Raw genomic sequence first — 16,101 nt, forward strand, 5'->3', positions numbered from 1 at the left:
TCTTATTCTATAACTTTACAAGGTTAAGATTTCTATCAACTCAATATATAAAAAATGAGCAACAAAAAACTTTTCCTTTTAGATGGAATGGCACTTATTTACCGTGCGCATTTTGCCCTCAGTAAAAACCCTAGATTTACCTCTACAGGCATCAATACCTCGGCCGTAATGGGCTTTACCAATACCCTTTTGGAGGTACTTAAAAAGGAAAAGCCTACGCATATTGCGGTTGTTTTTGATACAGAAGCTCCCACGGAAAGACATACAGAGTTTGAGGCCTACAAGGCTCATCGCGAGGCCATGCCCGAGGACCTGTCAAAAGCTATTCCGTATATTTTTAGATTGATAGAAGGCTTTAATATTCCAGTAATTACCAAAGATGGCTACGAGGCCGACGACATTATAGGCACCTTGGCAAAAGAAGGCGAGAAACAAGGCTTTCAGGTATATTGCATGACGCCTGATAAGGATTTTGCGCAATTGGTCTCGGAAAATATCTTTATTTACAAACCTGCTCGAATGGGCAATGAAATGGAAATTTTAGGTGTAAAAGAGGTATTGGCCAAATGGGAAATTGAAAGGGTTGACCAAGTGATCGATATTTTGGGCCTATGGGGAGATGCGGTAGATAATATTCCAGGTATTCCGGGCATTGGCGAAAAAACGGCCAAGGCTTTGATCAAACAATACGGCAGCATGGAAAATATTTTTGCCAATAGCCATGAGCTGAAAGGAAAGCAGAAAGAAAATATTGAAAACCATGTAGAGCAGGGACTGATTTCCAAAAAACTAGCTACCATTATTTTAAACGTACCCATAGAATTTAACGAGCAGCATTTGCAGCTCGAAGAACCAAGTAAGGACCTGCTAGAGCCTCTTTTTGCTGAACTAGAATTCAGGACCATTGGCAAGCGTGTTTTTGGAGAAAGCTTTACCGTAAACGAAGGCAAAGCCTCTATACAACAGGATTTGTTTGGCAATGCCGTAGCTATGCCGCCCTCTAAGGAAATAGAGAACCAACCTTCGTTATTTGACACACCTATTGATGCCAAAAATATTGAAAATACACCGCACGATTACCAATTGGTAGATACTGCAGAGAAAAGAAAAGACCTGGTTAACCTATTGCTACAGCAAAAAAAGATTTCATTTGACACGGAAACCACAGGAATAGACGCCAATTTAGTAGACTTGGTAGGTTTATCTTTCTCGATAGAAGCTGGAAAAGGATACTATATTCCAACACCACAAAACAAAGAAGAAACGTTAGCCATTTTAGAAGATTTTAGACCCGTTTTTGAAAACGAAAATATTACCAAAATAGGCCAGAATATTAAATATGATTTGTTGGTATTGAAATGGTATGGCTTTGAGCTTAAGGGCGAACTGTTTGATACGATGTTGGCCCATTACCTGATTGACCCTGATACTCGACACAATATGGACGTGCTTTCTGAAAACTATTTGGGCTACACCCCTATCTCTATTACTTCTTTAATTGGAGCTAAGGGAAAAGGGCAGTTGAACATGAAAGACGTTCCGATTGAAAAGGTTGTAGATTATGCTGCCGAAGATGCCGACGTGACCTTGCAACTGGCCAATGTTTTTGAACCCATGCTACAGGAAAGAAATGCTCAAAAATTAGCATCAGACATAGAAAACCCATTGATTTTCGTATTGGCCGACATGGAAAAAGAAGGGGTTAGAATAGACATTGATACTTTAACCACTTACTCTGCACAGTTGCAGGAAGAGATTGCAAAGGCCGAACTGAATGTGTACGACAAAGCGGGGCTTAAGTTTAACCTTGCTTCGCCAAAGCAATTGGGCGAAGTACTGTTTGACCATTTAAAACTGGACGCTAAAGCGAAGAAAACCAAAACGGGACAATACCAAACCGGCGAAGATGTATTAACGGCCCTAGCAGCCAAAAGTGATATTGTTCAGGACATTTTGGATTTCCGCCAAATGCAAAAATTGAAGTCAACCTATGTAGATGCTTTACCTTTATTGGTAAACCCTCGCACCGGACGCGTTCATACCAGCTATAATCAAGCGGTAGCCGCTACGGGCCGTTTGAGTTCCAACAATCCCAACCTACAAAATATCCCTATTAAAACGGACAGGGGAAGGGAAGTACGCAAAGCTTTTATTCCTAGAGATGAAAACCACATTTTGCTTTCTGCGGATTACTCGCAGATCGAATTGAGGATCATTGCCGAAATCAGTAAGGAACAGAACATGTTGGAAGCATTTTTAAATGGCATCGATATCCACACCGCTACCGCAGCCAAAGTATATGGCATTGATGTAGCCGACGTAACTTCCACCCAACGTAGAAATGCCAAGGCGGTGAATTTCGGTATCATCTACGGACAATCGGCTTTCGGTTTGTCGCAAAACCTGAACATCCCACGTAAAGAAGCTGCTGAAATCATTGAACAATATTTCATCCAATATCCGGGTATTAAAAACTACATGAACAACACGATGAATTTTGCTCGTGAAAATGGTTATGTAGAAACGATCATGGGCCGTCGCAGGTATTTAAGAGACATCAACTCAGCAAACATGACCGTTAGAGGTTACGCAGAACGAAATGCCATTAATGCTCCTATACAAGGCTCTGCTGCAGATATGATTAAAATTGCCATGATCAACATCCATAAAGATATGGTAGCGCAAAAACTACAATCGAAAATGACCATGCAGGTACATGATGAGTTGGTGTTTGATGTAATCAAAGGTGAAAAAGAACAAGTAAAAGAAATTATTACCCATAGGATGAAAACCGCCATTAAAACTGAAGTACCTATTGAAATTGAAATTGGCGAAGGGTTAAACTGGCTCGAAGCACATTAGCCACTTCTGTCATTGCGAGGCACGAAGCAATCTCAAGCGTATACCTATGCCTTCAAATAGATTGCTTCGTACCTCGCAATGACGGAATCCAGAACCAAACAACGAACCAACCAAAAAACAATCATATGAAAAAACTAATGCTCATCCTTTTGCTAGCCATTACTAAAATTGGCTTTGCCCAGCAAGACACTACGCTGATATACAATAGTCCAATGTACACCAAAGACCCTATCCGTTCTAAATGGAGACCCGTGGTAAAACATGTTGGCCAGTTTTATCAGGTTACTTTTTACGACAGAAAAGACATAGCGCAAGAAGTCATCAATTTTGAAGACAAAGATTTAACCATTAGAAAAGGCCCGTTCGCCAGCTATCAAAAAGGGAAGCTTAGGGAAAAAGGTGAATACGACAAAGGCCACAAACATGGTGAGTGGACCACTTACAACAGCGAAGAACAGGTCAGGAAAGTAGAAAACTTTGTTCATGGCAAGTTAAACGGCAAAGCTGTAGAGTACTGGAATGGCCAACAAGTACAAAAAGAGGGAATGTATGAAGACAATAGAAAAATAGGCGAATGGAAGCTTTATTATAGCAATGCAAAGCTGGCTGGCAAAGAAACCTATGATATATATGGGAAGAAAAGTCAAGCAGAATATTTTTATAAAGATGGGAAGCCTGCCACCTACGATGACTTGTTTGCGCCACCTACTTATAAAGGAGGAATCAATCAGTTTTATAAGCACTTGGCGTCAGAAATAAGGTATCCTGTACAATTGGCAAGAGACGGTGTGCAAGGAACGGTTAAGTTAAGCTTTACCGTTAAAAAGAATGGCGACCTTGATAATATTGAAGTAGTAGAATCTCCTAACAACGAGCTGACCATAGAGGCGATAAGAGTATTAAAATCGTCTTCAGACTGGATTCCCGGAAAAATGTTTGGAGAGGTGGTAGACACAAAATATAATGTTCCAATTAAGTTTTCTTTGAGAAAATAATAATCTGTAAATTAGTTCGTTATTAAACCACCTAAATCAAATAGTAAACCATGAAAAAAATGTTAACCCTAGCTGCTATTGCCCTATTTGGCTTTAGCACCTCTTTTGCACAAACTGCAACCACAACAACCGTTAAACAAGCTCCAAAAAAAGCTGCCACTGCCGTTAAAACCGAAGCTAAAAAAGCGACCACTACCGCTAAAGCCGACGTTAAGACCGAAGCTAAAAAAGCAGAGAAAAAAGTAGAAAGCACTGGTGCAAAGTTAAAGGCGGATGGTACGCCAGACATGCGCTACAAAGAGAACAAAACAACCAAAGTAGTAGCTCCAGGACCTAAGAAAAAAGATGGTACCGCTGACATGAGGTACAAAGCAAACAAAGAAGCTGCTAAAAAGAAAGGCTAAGCTTTATCAAACTACAAAAGTTAAGCTAGAGACTTACGAAGTTTTAAAAACTTCGTAAGTCTAATATATTTCTACAGGACTATCGTTTCGCCAATAGCTGGCAACAACAATGTCTTTTGAGCTCTCTTAAAGCTCTCTACTGCAAAATTCTTATCGATTGTAATTACCGGGAACGAATCATAATGTACCCCAATTACCTTATCGCAGTTTACATATGCTGCCGCGATCACCGCATCATCAGGATCCATGGTATAATTGCCACCAATTGGCAAAATAGCATATTCTAACTGATACAGCCCTGCCAGTAACTTCATCTCAAGTGTTAAGCCTGTATCCCCGGCAAAATAAATCTGCATTCCATCTGCATCTAATACAAAGCCGGCAGGATTACCACCATAAGAGCCATCTGGCAAACTGCTAGAGTGCGTAGCCGCCACCATGCGTACCGTTCCAAAATCAAACTTGAATTTACCAATGTTCATGTCGTGGATATTGGTCACCCCTTGCTTTTGCAACCAGCCAGCAATTTCGGGCATACAAATCACTTTAGCATTGGTCCTTTTGGCAATATCAACCAAATCCGCCACGTGGTCGCCATGACCGTGGCTCACCAAAATATAGTCGGCCGCAATTTCTTCTACTTTAACATGTTTTGCCAGCGGATTACCGCTAATGAAAGGATCAAACAACAGTTTTGCCGAAGAAGTTTCTAGCAGGAAACAAGATTGTCCGTAATACGTATACTTCATAACTTATTGATTATTGTCCAAATAAACCTCCAAAACCACCGAACATTTCCTTTGTGGCAGCCTGCATTTCCACTGCACTCACTTGGTCTGCTTGCGCCAAAGCTTTATTTACCGCAGCTTGCAGAAGCTCTTCCAATTCTTCTTTGTCTGCCTGCTCGTAAAATTCATCGGTAATGCTGATGCCTGTAATGGCTTTGTTAGCCGTTGCAGTAACTTTAATAGCACCACCTTCTACTTCTCCAAATACCGAAATACCATCTAATCTCTTCTTTATTTCTTCGGCCTTGCCTTGTGCGGCCATTAATTTATCAAACATGTGCTTTTATTTTATTGAAGTTTAAAATTAGCAAAAAACCTATAAGTTAAACCGTAACGCTAGTAATAAGGTTTTAATTTTCTTTTTGAACGATGGTTTTTAACCACCTAAGAACATTTTAGTTTTCTTTGCAAAGTGCTCAGATGAACTAAGGTGTCTAAGTGGTTTATTTAATATTTTATTTTGAACAGGTATTAAAATTTAAAGCTTAATTACCAACCTTATTAATACCTGTAATTTGCAGTTCAACCCTTCTATCGTATTTCTCTCCTTTACCCAACGGATAGTTAGCCATCATACCCTTGTAGGCAAGCCGCTTGGGGTCAACCCCCTTATAAATTAAATAATCATAGATAATTTTTGCTCTTGCATGCGAAAGGTTATATTCTCCGGTTTCAAAATCCTTCACATCCCTATTTGGCGGGTTACAGCAAATATGCCCTAGGATGGCGATGTTATATTGTGGTTTTTCTTTAATCGTTTTGGTAATTTTCTCCAGCACAGGAATGGATTCCTCCAAAAGCACTGACCGGCTATTTTCAAACAAAATATTCTCCAGCACAATTTTATCTCCCACTTTTAGGGTATCCGATAAAATAGAATTGTCTGCGGCCAAATTACGCTTGGCATAGCTAATTACCACATCTACCCGTCTATTATATGTTCGCTGCTGAGCAATATTATTTTTCTGAGAAAGGTCAACTTTTCCATGCCCAGTTAAAAGTCTAATCTTTTCCTCAATAATTCCTCTAGCCAATAACAGTTCTTTCATATGATTGGCCCTTTTAACAGAAAGCGTATCGTTATAACCAATTCGGCCACGGTCATCGCAATAACCCAAAATTGCAATGGAAAGAATACCAGTCAAATCGAGCTCGTTGATAAACTGGCCGAAGCTCTCCGTTTGTTTATTGTCTAAGGTGCTTAGATCCGTTTCAAAGAAAAAGCTGGTGGTCTTTGTTTTCTGTGCAAAGGCATTGCCAGTGAGAACAAAGAGTGAGAATAGGATCAATATAAATCCTCTGTTTTGCATAGACGTTTAACATTTGGCCATATAAAGATAGAAAAACTTCGTTCTTTACAAAAATTGAGCTCTTTTATGTTTCCCGCCCGTAATTTCCTCTTATTTAGCTCTTTGATATTGCGAAGGCCACAACACGTCATCGCCCAACTCCTTTGCGCCGCGCAACGGAAAGTAAGGATCTCTGAGCAGTTCTCTGGCCATAAAAATCAGATCTGCCTTGCCTTCCCTTAAAATAGCTTCACTCTGTTGAGCTCTGGTAATTAGCCCCACAGCCCCGGTAATCATTCCCGTTTGTTGTTTGATCTGTTCTGCAAAACGTACCTGGTAGCCAGGCTCCACCGGAATCTGTTGCTCTCTCGACAGCCCCCCAGTGGAAGTATCAATCACATCAGCCCCGTTTTCCTTCAAAATTTTAGCCAATTGCACCGATTCATCTTCATTCCAACCGCCCTGTACCCAATCCGTTGCCGATATACGAACAAACAAAGGTCTATCAGCCGGCCAAACTTCTTGAACAACAGCTACCACTTCGAGCAACAAACGTATCCTATTCTCAAAATTACCTCCATATCCATCAGTACGTTGATTGCTTAAGGGAGATAGGAATTGGTGCAACAAATAACCATGGGCCGCATGAATCTCTACCACATCAAAGCCAACTTCCAAAGCACGCAAGGTTGCGGCCTTAAAATCAGCTTTTACCTTTTCAATGCCTTTCAAATCTAATGCAATAGGCATTTTATCCTTCGGGTTAAATTGAATGGCACTTGGCGCCACGGTATCCCAGCCACCATTTTCTTTGCTTAATTGTGTAGGACTTTCCCAAGGCACATCAAAACTTGCCTTACGACCTGCATGTGCCAACTGTACGCCAATAGCGGCACCATTAGCATGTACAAAATCTACGATTTCCCTTAACTTTTCCTGATGCTCATCTTTCCAGATACCCAAATCGACAATAGAAATTCGTCCTTCAGGAGAAACAGACGTAGCCTCGGTAATGATTAACCCTGCACCACCTACGGCCCTACTCCCCAGATGTACCAAATGCCAGTTGTTGGCAAAGCCATCTACAGAGGAATATTGACACATTGGTGAAACCACGATACGGTTTTTGAGCGTCAGGTTTTTAATTTTTATGGGAGAAAATAAGATTGACATACACTTGCTTTTAAATGCAATTTAAGAAGATTACATCCAATTACTAAGCCTTGAAAAAGTTGTGAAGCTAGGGTGACAAAATTTTAACAACGGATAGCTGCTTTTGGCAGACATCTGGATATACTTTAATAACTACTCGCTTAGATTTGAGGCATAAACAAGTGCTTCTTAATTCCTTAATAGTTTGGCGGGCAATATGGATGCATCGACCTTCTTTTTTTAAATCTTTTTCGGAGATAGAATCTTCACTAAAGCTTATCTACGGGCATATACCCCAGTACAATTTCGTCATCTGGCAACGCTTCTGCTTTTATAAACTGAATAGTATATTTTTGTTTCATTTCTAGGGGTAACGCTTCTTCGATATCAAAAACATCGTCCACATCTACTCCGTATTTATCGTCAATGTGAGGGCTAAAATATTGTTTAAAAAAGGGACTACTTTTGGCATTGGCGGTCGCCGTTGCCTTATCAGGTGCCACCATCAACATTTTGTAATGTATCTCCTCAAACACATTGCTTTGATAGCCTCCCAAATTCAAAAAGAACAGCTTTTGATCTACTTCACTTTGTGTTGGTTTCTCTATAATATCTACCTTATAGCCATCTACATGATTGACTACTCGATAAGCATCCAAATGAATCTTTCCATTTGCATCGGGCCAAAACTGCTTGATGGCAGGCACCAATTCCTTTAGCTCCGTTGCTATGGCAAAAAAGATGTCGTGCTGCTCCGTATGTCTGCCTTGTGGTTTGCAGCCCAATAAAAGCATAAAAAGTTTTGGTGTCGTCATGAAATTTGTTTTGTCAGATATTCCTTAATGAAAGCATAAAGTTAAGCTAAAACAAAAACAATTATCTTCACGTTATTCAAAAAAAAGACCATATGCTTGTTAACCAACTTCCGCCCGATGGCGGCATGCTCTATACCGAAACCAATATGGCACAGCTTTTTCCCGAGCCATTTAACGCCATTACTTCTGGTTTCTTTTTAATCATTGCCTTATACTGGACGGTTAAAATGAAGGGAAACTTCAAATCAAATCCCTTTCTTAGCTATTGCCTTATATTGCTATACATTGGTGGTATTGGTGGTACGGTGTACCATGCATTAAGGCAATGGAGCGTTTTTATCATGATGGATTGGATGCCCATTATGCTACTTTGCGTTTCGGCAGGAGTTTATTTTTTGGCCCAAAGCAGTAGGTGGTATTATGCGGTATTAATGGTACTGGGTTATGTAGGCCTACAGTTTTCCATTAGGAACTGGCTAAGTGCCGACAATATCCACCTTTTTGTAAACATCAACTATGCGTTAATGGCCCTGCTGGTACTGCTCCCTGTGTTAAAATACCTGATCTATACCAAATGGAAAGCGGGGAAATGGGTAGGCTACGCCTTATCATCTTTTGCTTTGGCACTTACCTTTCGCATTGCGGATAAGTGGGAATGGTTCAGTTTTGGCACACATTTCTTGTGGCACACCTTTGGTGCTATCGCTACTTTTTGTATGTTCAACTACATTTATTTGACCCAAAACAAAAAGGAGCTAACCACGTAGCTCCTTTAATATTTCTTTGCAGCGCTGCTCTACTTCCAAGCTCACGGGCACAAATAAATCGTTGTCGTAATAAGGGTCGGTCACTTCACCATCTGGCAAAAACAATCTTACCTTTTGTCGATGCTCTTCTGTTTTGGCCAAATCCAATACATCCCTTAGGTTGTTCCTATCCATCACCAAAATATGGTCGTATTCGTCAAAAAAGGCCTTGTTAAAATGTCTGGCTCTTTGTGCAGAGATATCATAACCTAAGCTTCGTGCAGCCAATACGCTCCGTCGGTCGGGCGGATTACCCACATGCCAATCTCCTGTACCAGCACTATGCACCTGCCAACCTAAATTTTCTTGATTGGCCAAGTGCTGTAATATACCGTGTGCCAAGGGCGAGCGGCAGATATTACCCAAACAAACCATTAGTATTTTCATTTTTGAGAGGAAATAAAGATTAAAGAGCAAAGAATAAAGACCAAAGACCACTCATCGAGCTTCAGCAATTAAACAATTTATCAATTCGAACAATTAACCAACTACTTATAAATTCCGTTTAAAATGTTTGCCAAACGAACGCCACCTTTTAACAACTGCTCATTTACAGTCCCAATCCAATCAAAATTGTAGTTATAGCTCAGTTTGTCATCATTTTTAATACCTGTTGCATAAATTTTATTGCAAACTTGGTACGATTCGAAGATGCAATCTTTTAAACTTGCTTTATTCCACTCGTTTATCTGTTGCGGTGTAGCAAAGTTAATGGCCTTAGTGTACTCTGTATAACTTAACTGTTGAAAATCAATTAACTGCTCATCCCAAACCCTGTGCAGGTTAGATTTTTGACCAAACCACATCACCGAAATTCTATTACCGCCCAAGTCTTCTTTTCTAGCGGTGTGCATGGGCTGGTGCATATCACCAATTAAGTGAACCAATAAACGCATGGCAAATACTTTTTTCTCTGCAGAAGTTTTAGGGTCTTTCAACAAGGCAATCATCTCGTTGGTCTTGCTGTAGATGTTTGCATCTTTAAAGCCATCTAAATAGTTGCTTATACCCGATTTATCCAAACCTTCTGGCAAGTTTACATAATGCCAGTTGTTCAGGTACCTGTAGCTGGTGTCCGATTTAATGAAATCGGCCCAGTTAGCGCTCATGGCCAAGGTTTCGTTCCCTAAAATTTGCTTAATGGCTTTACGCGCATTAGCGCTCAAATAGCTGTCAGCAACCTCACCTACAATACGGTGGCCCAACACGCCCCAAGCGTTGGCCGCAATTGGAGTATAAATAAAGGCAAATGCTAAGATTAATCTTTTTAAATTTTTCATTTTGATTTTGAATGAGTGAATGCTCCGACTTTCTGACTCCCCGTCTTTTCGGACTATCAAAGCGCCTTTTGAACGCAGGTTATTTTCTCTTTTAAATTAAGTTTTACTTCCGTTTGGTCGCTCAGGTTTTCCAATTGCAACTGCTCGGCATTCCACGACTTCACCTTAAAATTGGTTAAGTACCTGCCAAGACGGTAACAGCCCGAAACCTTTTGCTTGTAATTTGCTTTGGTAAAATCGCCAACTAACATTAAGGTATCATTACGTACCTGGTAAGTTCCTTTCGCGTATTCCTTCCACTCGCCATTGTTAAAGCAATCCTCTTCGTAGTAATTTACTTTAGAATGCGTCACCAGGTCTACATAAAACGAATCGCAAGTAAACCTAAATTGATGCCGGGTATACGATTGCATTTGTTCCTTATTGGCAATGCTATCTTGGTTCCAAACGCCTTGAAGAAAGGTTTCGCCCTTGCCCTGTACATTGGGGAGACGGGAGCAGGAGAATACAAGAAGTAAAAAGTTGAAAGTAAAAAGCAAAAAGTAAAGGCCCTTTTTATTCATCATTGCATCAACATTAAACTTTTAACTTTCAACCCAAAAAATTATTTCAAGCTACCAACCATATCCTCTGGTTTAACCCAAGCAGTAAACTGCTCATCAGTTAACAAACCAAGCTCAATAGCGGCTTCTCTTAATGTTTTATTTTCTTTATGCGCTTTTTTGGCAATTTTAGCAGCGTTTTCGTAACCAATGTGAGGGTTCAAAGCAGTAACCAACATCAATGAGTTTTCCATGTGCTGTTTAATTACCGGACGGTTAGGCTCAATCCCTTCCGCACATTTATCGTTGAAAGAAACGCAAGCATCACCAATTAAACGACCGCTTTGCAATACGTTTGCTGCAATTACGGGTTTAAAAACGTTCAGCTCAAAATGTCCGTTGCTTGCACCAATGCTCACGGCAACATCATTACCCATTACCTGTGCACAAACCATGGTCAAAGCTTCTGGCTGTGTAGGGTTAACCTTTCCTGGCATGATCGACGACCCAGGCTCGTTGTCAGGAATAATGATTTCGCCAATACCGCAACGTGGGCCAGAGCTTAACATACGAATGTCGTTCGCAATTTTCATCAACGAAACCGCTACGCGCTTATAAGCCCCAGAAAGCTCCACCATCGCATCGTGAGCCGCCAAAGCTTCAAATTTATTAGGAGCAGTTACGAAAGGCAAACCAGTTAACTCAGCGATTTTTTTAGCCACCAACACATCATAACCTTTAGGCGTATTCAAGCCTGTACCTACTGCGGTACCACCTAGTGCCAACTCAGCAATCATTTCCAAGGCATTTTTAATAGCCCTTAAGCCATTGTTCAATTGTTGCACATAGCCCGAAAACTCTTGCTTTAAAGTTAAAGGCGTAGCATCCATAAAGTGCGTACGCCCCGTTTTTACAATGTCGCCCCAACCTTCGGCTTTTGCGGCTAAGGTATCGCGTAATTTCTCAATGCCCGGTACAGTAACCTCAACCGCCTGTTTGTAAGCCGCAATGTGCATGGCTGTTGGGTAAGTATCGTTTGATGATTGCGATTTGTTCACGTCATCATTCGGGTGCAATGATTTTTGCTCATCTAACAAATTACCGCCACCAATCACATGACCACGGTTAGCAATCACCTCGTTGCCGTTCATATTGCTTTGCGTACCGGAACCTGTTTGCCAAATTACCAATGGAAACTGGTCATCTAATTTACCGGCAATTACCTCATCGCAAGCCTTAGCAATCAGTTCAGTTTTTTCGGTAGAAAGCACACCCAATTCATTATTAGCCAAAGCCGCTGCTTTTTTCAAATAGCCAAAAGCATGGATGATTTCCTTAGGCATCGAAGCCTCAGGTCCAATTTTGAAATTGTTTCTAGAGCGTTCAGTTTGTGCGCCCCAGTATTTATCGGCAGGTACTTGTACCTCGCCCATGGTATCGTGTTCTATTCTAAAACTCATGGTAATACAAAATTATTTTTGCCCAAATTTAACCTTTTTGAACCTTATAGGAAATTTATTTAGAAACGTTACACGAACATTAGAAAAACATTGGAACAAGCTTTTGGGCAGTTATAGCCCCGCTGTTGCCTACAATATTTTGTTTGCCATAACACAAACCTCATAGGTTTACTTGCATATCGTTTATAAACCTATGAGGTTTTACCTAAAACAAAAAGTATTTCCCTGCCTACCGCAGGCAGGCGCTACCATCGGGTTTATTTAACACCTTACACTACATCAACCTTGTCAATCCTAAATTTAGCATGCATTTTTAAACGCATAAAAGAACATTTGTACATCTGCGGCCTAAAATCTCTAAACAAAAACAATGTTTAAAACTCTTTTACCGTTAAGTTTTTAAGAATGCTTAATTTTCCAGCTTTTATAACCACGTTGCCACACATCAATGAGATTCAAAATACTATTAACCGCTATAACTTTATCCATATTTACGTTAAATGCTTGCACCAGCAAAGAGGAAAAGGAAAAGAAAACTGCAGAAGACAAAAAAGTTAGAAAACCCGAGGATGATAAAGCGGATAGTCTGTTATTAGTTTACGATAAAAAGAAGGAAGATAAATGGATAGCTGATTTTGTAAACAATCTTCATAAAAAATACTCCTTCAACGGAAACGTACTGGTAGCCAAAAAAGGCAAAATTATTTACGAGGGAGCCAAAGGTTGGGCCGACTACCTACATCGCGATAGCTTAAAAATAAATTCGGAGTTTGAATTGGCATCCATTACCAAAACCTTTACAGGCACGGCAATTATGCAGCTGGTAGAAGCTGGCAAGTTAAGTTTAGATGACAACGTGAAAAAGTTCTTCCCTAATTTTCCATACGAAGGAATTACCGTAAGGCTTTTACTTCCACACCGCAGTGGTATGATGAACTACGTTTATTTTATTGACGACATTTGGCGAAAAGAAAAAAAGGATATGAAAAAGGGAATTACCAATCAGGAAGTGATGCAGGTAATTGCCGAGAAAAAGCCAAACCCTTATACCAAACCCGATAAGGTATTTCATTATAATAATTCCAACTATATGGTATTGGGCGCCATTGTCGAGAAGGTTAGTGGCATGCGCTACTCGCAATACATGATGGAGCATATCTTCAAACCTGCCGGAATGAAAAACACCCATGTTTATTCCAAAGCTGAATACGATAAAATCCCTGTAGATGTGGTTGGTCACGACCGCAATAGCTTCCGATACTCTGTAGTGCAAAATTTCTTAGATGGCCCTGTTGGCGATAAAGGAATTTACAGCACGCTTCATGATTTAGTACTTTACGACAAGTACCTGCGCAATGAAAGACTACTTAAAAACAGCTCCTTGGATTCCGCTTATGTAGGTCGTAACAAGCCTGTAAACGGTCACTTTAACTATGGTTACGGCTGGCGTATGTTTGATGGCAAAGGTATGGATAAAGTGGTTTACCATACGGGGTGGTGGCATGGTTTCCGCCACATTTACGTGCGGGATTTGGATAAGGATATTGTGGTCATCTTTTTAGGCAACCTCACTAATGGAAGCTTAATGCACTTGGATGAGCTTTACAAATATTTAAAAATGCCGATTATCCGTAAAGGAGCATACACCGGCGCAGGCTCTATTCCAGGCAGCGACGAGGATTAATTGCTAAGACTAATGAGTGCGGCCACAACCATAAAAACGGATAGACTTCTTCTAAGAAAAATAATATCAGAAGATATACAAAATATCTACAAAGGTTTGTCGCAACCAGATGTAATCAAATACTATGGAATTAGTTTTACTTCGCTAGAAGCCACAGAAGAACAAATGATTTGGTACAGGGAACTGGAGGAAAGCGAAACTGGAATTTGGTGGGCTATTTGCTCTACAGATGGTCAGATTTTTTATGGTGCGGGTGGTTTCAACAACCTGAGTAAACAACACAAAAAAGCCGAGATTGGATTTTGGCTAATCCCTGAATTCTGGGGCAAGGGTTTGATGCAAGAAGCATTCCCCCTAATTTGCAATTACGGTTTTGAAGTGCTAGAGCTAAATAGAATTGAAGGTTTTGTTGAGAGTGATAACATCAACTGTAAAAAAGCAATTGAGAAACTTAACTTCAAGCATGAAGGCACCATGAGAGATTGTGAAGTAAAAGATGGCAAATTCTTAAGTATTGATATCTATTCTAAGTTAAAAACAGATTGATAATTTGTGAGCCATAGTTTCTCATATCTAAAATAAACGCAATTACCTTCTTTTCTGAAAACTTCTGGAAATCTTTGCCATACAATCTATTTATTTTGCTAAATTTGTTAGCAAATGAAAAGAGCAGGAGTTGCCGATTTACCTTTACATTATGGAGCCGTTCCGCCTTGGCTGGCGGAACGCATGGCCAAATTGGGTTTGGCAATTACCGAGCAGATTTTGGCCAACAAAGGAAAAGATGATTTCCTGAGCCGAATGAGCAGCCCTTTTTGGTTTCAAAGTCTTGGCGCTGTAATGGGTATGGACTGGCATTCGTCGGGCATTACCACTTCGGTAATGGGGGCATTAAAAAAAGCCATCAATCCTAATACGGCTATTTTTGGCTTATACGTTTGCGGTGGCAAGGGAAAATTCTCTAGAGAAACCCCTACAGAACTTGCTAGGTTTGCACAGCTTAACGGATTGGACAGCGACCACCTGGTACGCAGTAGCAAACTCTCTGCAAAGGTAGACAACACCGCCATTCAAGACGGGTTTCAGCTATATCAACATAATTTTATAGTGAGTACTGAAGGGAATTGGACCGTAGTACAACAAGGTATGAGCGATGCGACTTCTACCGCGAGACGCTATCATTGGCATTCGGCCAACGTGCAATCGTTTACCGAAGCTCCCCATACGTTTATTTATGGCGAAAATCAGGGGAAAATATTAAACCTTACCGATAAGAAAGCACAGCCACTTAAAGCGTCGATGCTGGGAATGATGGCCGAGCCCCCAAAAAAGATGTTGGCAGAAATCAGCAAATTAGTGATGCCTAAACATCATGATGTGCAGGCCAAAGATCTTGATCTAAAAAGGCTAGGTTCCATCCTTTGGTTAGCCCAAAACAATAACATTTCTAATTTCGACGAACTGCTACTTTTGGAAGGCTTAGGGCCACGAACACTACAGTCGCTTGCATTGGTAAGCGAAGTGATTTATGGAGCTCCCTCGCGCTTTAAAGACCCTGCTAGATTCTCTTTTGCCAATGGCGGTAAAGATGGGCATCCGTTTCCTGTTCCTGTTGATGTGTACGACGAAACCATTAAAACCCTTAATGATGCCATCAAAAAGTCGAAGATAGGAAACTCGGATAAGGCGGAAGCCATTAAATCACTTTCTCAAATTGCTGCCCGAGTTGAAAAAGATTTTACCCCCAATGGAAATTTGGATGAAGTAATTGCGAAGGAGCGAGCAGATTCATGGAAGTATGGAGGTAGAACGGTTTTTGGCAAAGCAAAGAGGCCAAGTAATCAATTGAGTTTGTTTGAGTGATACCCATCTTGCAAAACCGATAATAAGAACGTCATTTCGAGCGAAACACAGTGAAGTCGAGAACCGAAGCTCAACGAAGTTAAATCTTTTAAAGGTTCTTTACAGTTTTCAAAAAATCAAATAGACACTAAGGATAAAGATTTCTCGGTTCCGTTTCACTA

Annotated in this window: 16 protein-coding genes; 7 read left to right on the forward strand and 9 right to left on the reverse strand. The window is 40.5% G+C overall.

What is annotated here, in order from left to right; all coding sequences use genetic code 11:
* Positions 1-54 precede the first annotated feature (54 nt).
* The 3 genes from polA (at position 55) to ABDV71_RS01660 (ending at position 4,261) form a co-directional block, all read left to right on the forward strand.
* Complete coding sequence (polA, locus tag ABDV71_RS01650) at positions 55-2,862, forward strand: DNA polymerase I (RefSeq protein ID WP_343530681.1); 2,808 nt, start codon at positions 55-57, stop codon at positions 2,860-2,862.
* Positions 2,863-2,987: 125 nt separating this feature from the next.
* Positions 2,988-3,857 (forward strand): TonB family protein, encoded by an 870-nt coding sequence (locus tag ABDV71_RS01655; protein WP_343530682.1) that lies wholly within the window; start codon positions 2,988-2,990, stop codon positions 3,855-3,857.
* A gap of 50 nt (positions 3,858-3,907) precedes the next feature.
* Positions 3,908-4,261 (forward strand): hypothetical protein, encoded by a 354-nt coding sequence (locus ABDV71_RS01660; RefSeq protein ID WP_343530683.1) that lies wholly within the window; start codon positions 3,908-3,910, stop codon positions 4,259-4,261.
* Between the two features lie 71 nt (positions 4,262-4,332).
* Here the strand turns inward: ABDV71_RS01660 and ABDV71_RS01665 are convergent, their stop codons facing one another.
* The 5 genes from ABDV71_RS01665 to ABDV71_RS01685 form a co-directional block, all read right to left on the reverse strand.
* A complete protein-coding gene (locus ABDV71_RS01665) occupies positions 4,333-5,010 on the reverse strand; it encodes a metal-dependent hydrolase (protein ID WP_343530684.1) in 678 nt (225 codons plus the stop codon).
* Positions 5,011-5,020: 10 nt separating this feature from the next.
* Positions 5,021-5,326, reverse strand: a complete 306-nt coding sequence (locus tag ABDV71_RS01670; RefSeq protein WP_343530685.1) for a YbaB/EbfC family nucleoid-associated protein — start codon at positions 5,324-5,326, stop codon at positions 5,021-5,023.
* A 208-nt stretch (positions 5,327-5,534) separates the two neighbouring features.
* A complete protein-coding gene (locus ABDV71_RS01675; RefSeq protein ID WP_343530686.1) occupies positions 5,535-6,359 on the reverse strand; it encodes an OmpA family protein in 825 nt (274 codons plus the stop codon).
* Positions 6,360-6,449: 90 nt separating this feature from the next.
* A complete protein-coding gene (namA, locus tag ABDV71_RS01680; protein ID WP_343530687.1) occupies positions 6,450-7,511 on the reverse strand; it encodes an NADPH dehydrogenase NamA in 1,062 nt (353 codons plus the stop codon).
* 248 nt (positions 7,512-7,759) lie between these two features.
* Complete coding sequence (locus ABDV71_RS01685) at positions 7,760-8,305, reverse strand: DUF1543 domain-containing protein (RefSeq protein WP_343530688.1); 546 nt, start codon at positions 8,303-8,305, stop codon at positions 7,760-7,762.
* A gap of 92 nt (positions 8,306-8,397) precedes the next feature.
* Here ABDV71_RS01685 and ABDV71_RS01690 point away from each other — a divergent pair, with 92 nt between their 5' ends.
* A complete protein-coding gene (locus tag ABDV71_RS01690; protein ID WP_343530689.1) occupies positions 8,398-9,072 on the forward strand; it encodes a hypothetical protein in 675 nt (224 codons plus the stop codon).
* Here the strand turns inward: ABDV71_RS01690 and ABDV71_RS01695 are convergent.
* The 4 genes from ABDV71_RS01695 to fumC form a co-directional block, all read right to left on the reverse strand.
* Positions 9,061-9,498: a low molecular weight protein-tyrosine-phosphatase gene (locus ABDV71_RS01695; protein WP_343530690.1), complete on the reverse strand. Its 438-nt coding sequence runs from the start codon at positions 9,496-9,498 to the stop codon at positions 9,061-9,063. The genes ABDV71_RS01690 and ABDV71_RS01695 overlap by 12 nt on opposite strands.
* A gap of 101 nt (positions 9,499-9,599) precedes the next feature.
* Entirely contained in the window at positions 9,600-10,391 is a 792-nt protein-coding gene (locus ABDV71_RS01700) for a S1/P1 nuclease (RefSeq protein WP_343530691.1), read from the reverse strand.
* 56 nt (positions 10,392-10,447) lie between these two features.
* Entirely contained in the window at positions 10,448-10,957 is a 510-nt protein-coding gene (locus tag ABDV71_RS01705; protein WP_343530692.1) for a fumarate hydratase, read from the reverse strand.
* Between the two features lie 38 nt (positions 10,958-10,995).
* Positions 10,996-12,393, reverse strand: a complete 1,398-nt coding sequence (gene fumC / locus ABDV71_RS01710) for a class II fumarate hydratase (RefSeq protein WP_343530693.1) — start codon at positions 12,391-12,393, stop codon at positions 10,996-10,998.
* A 448-nt stretch (positions 12,394-12,841) separates the two neighbouring features.
* Between fumC and ABDV71_RS01715 the strand changes: the two genes are divergently transcribed.
* The 3 genes from ABDV71_RS01715 (at position 12,842) to ABDV71_RS01725 (ending at position 15,940) form a co-directional block, all read left to right on the forward strand.
* Positions 12,842-14,077, forward strand: coding sequence for a serine hydrolase domain-containing protein (locus ABDV71_RS01715; RefSeq protein WP_343530694.1), 1,236 nt, complete (start codon positions 12,842-12,844; stop codon positions 14,075-14,077).
* Between the two features lie 12 nt (positions 14,078-14,089).
* Entirely contained in the window at positions 14,090-14,623 is a 534-nt protein-coding gene (locus tag ABDV71_RS01720) for a GNAT family protein (RefSeq protein ID WP_343530695.1), read from the forward strand.
* Positions 14,624-14,737: 114 nt separating this feature from the next.
* The gene (locus ABDV71_RS01725; RefSeq protein WP_343530696.1) at positions 14,738-15,940 is read left to right on the forward strand and encodes a DUF763 domain-containing protein; all 1,203 of its coding nucleotides are present in this window, start codon (positions 14,738-14,740) and stop codon (positions 15,938-15,940) included.
* Positions 15,941-16,101: the final 161 nt, after the last annotated feature.

The sequence above is a fragment of the Pedobacter sp. genome (assembly GCF_039594775.1).
Lineage (GTDB): Bacteria > Bacteroidota > Bacteroidia > Sphingobacteriales > Sphingobacteriaceae > Pedobacter.

Bases quoted from the DNA above. Each gene is read 5' to 3' on its own strand.
- ABDV71_RS01660 (WP_343530683.1), top strand. From the start codon at position 3,908: ATGAAAAAAATGTTAACCCTAGCTGCTATTGCCCTATTTGGCTTTAGC.
- ABDV71_RS01675 (WP_343530686.1), bottom strand. From the start codon at position 6,359: ATGCAAAACAGAGGATTTATATTGATCCTATTCTCACTCTTTGTTCTC.
- polA (WP_343530681.1), top strand. From the start codon at position 55: ATGAGCAACAAAAAACTTTTCCTTTTAGATGGAATGGCACTTATTTAC.
- ABDV71_RS01715 (WP_343530694.1), top strand. From the start codon at position 12,842: ATGAGATTCAAAATACTATTAACCGCTATAACTTTATCCATATTTACG.
- namA (WP_343530687.1), bottom strand. From the start codon at position 7,511: ATGTCAATCTTATTTTCTCCCATAAAAATTAAAAACCTGACGCTCAAA.
- ABDV71_RS01685 (WP_343530688.1), bottom strand. From the start codon at position 8,305: ATGACGACACCAAAACTTTTTATGCTTTTATTGGGCTGCAAACCACAA.
- ABDV71_RS01665 (WP_343530684.1), bottom strand. From the start codon at position 5,010: ATGAAGTATACGTATTACGGACAATCTTGTTTCCTGCTAGAAACTTCT.
- ABDV71_RS01700 (WP_343530691.1), bottom strand. From the start codon at position 10,391: ATGAAAAATTTAAAAAGATTAATCTTAGCATTTGCCTTTATTTATACT.
- ABDV71_RS01655 (WP_343530682.1), top strand. From the start codon at position 2,988: ATGAAAAAACTAATGCTCATCCTTTTGCTAGCCATTACTAAAATTGGC.
- ABDV71_RS01695 (WP_343530690.1), bottom strand. From the start codon at position 9,498: ATGAAAATACTAATGGTTTGTTTGGGTAATATCTGCCGCTCGCCCTTG.
- ABDV71_RS01705 (WP_343530692.1), bottom strand. From the start codon at position 10,957: ATGATGAATAAAAAGGGCCTTTACTTTTTGCTTTTTACTTTCAACTTT.
- ABDV71_RS01670 (WP_343530685.1), bottom strand. From the start codon at position 5,326: ATGTTTGATAAATTAATGGCCGCACAAGGCAAGGCCGAAGAAATAAAG.
- ABDV71_RS01725 (WP_343530696.1), top strand. From the start codon at position 14,738: ATGAAAAGAGCAGGAGTTGCCGATTTACCTTTACATTATGGAGCCGTT.
- fumC (WP_343530693.1), bottom strand. From the start codon at position 12,393: ATGAGTTTTAGAATAGAACACGATACCATGGGCGAGGTACAAGTACCT.
- ABDV71_RS01690 (WP_343530689.1), top strand. From the start codon at position 8,398: ATGCTTGTTAACCAACTTCCGCCCGATGGCGGCATGCTCTATACCGAA.
- ABDV71_RS01720 (WP_343530695.1), top strand. From the start codon at position 14,090: ATGAGTGCGGCCACAACCATAAAAACGGATAGACTTCTTCTAAGAAAA.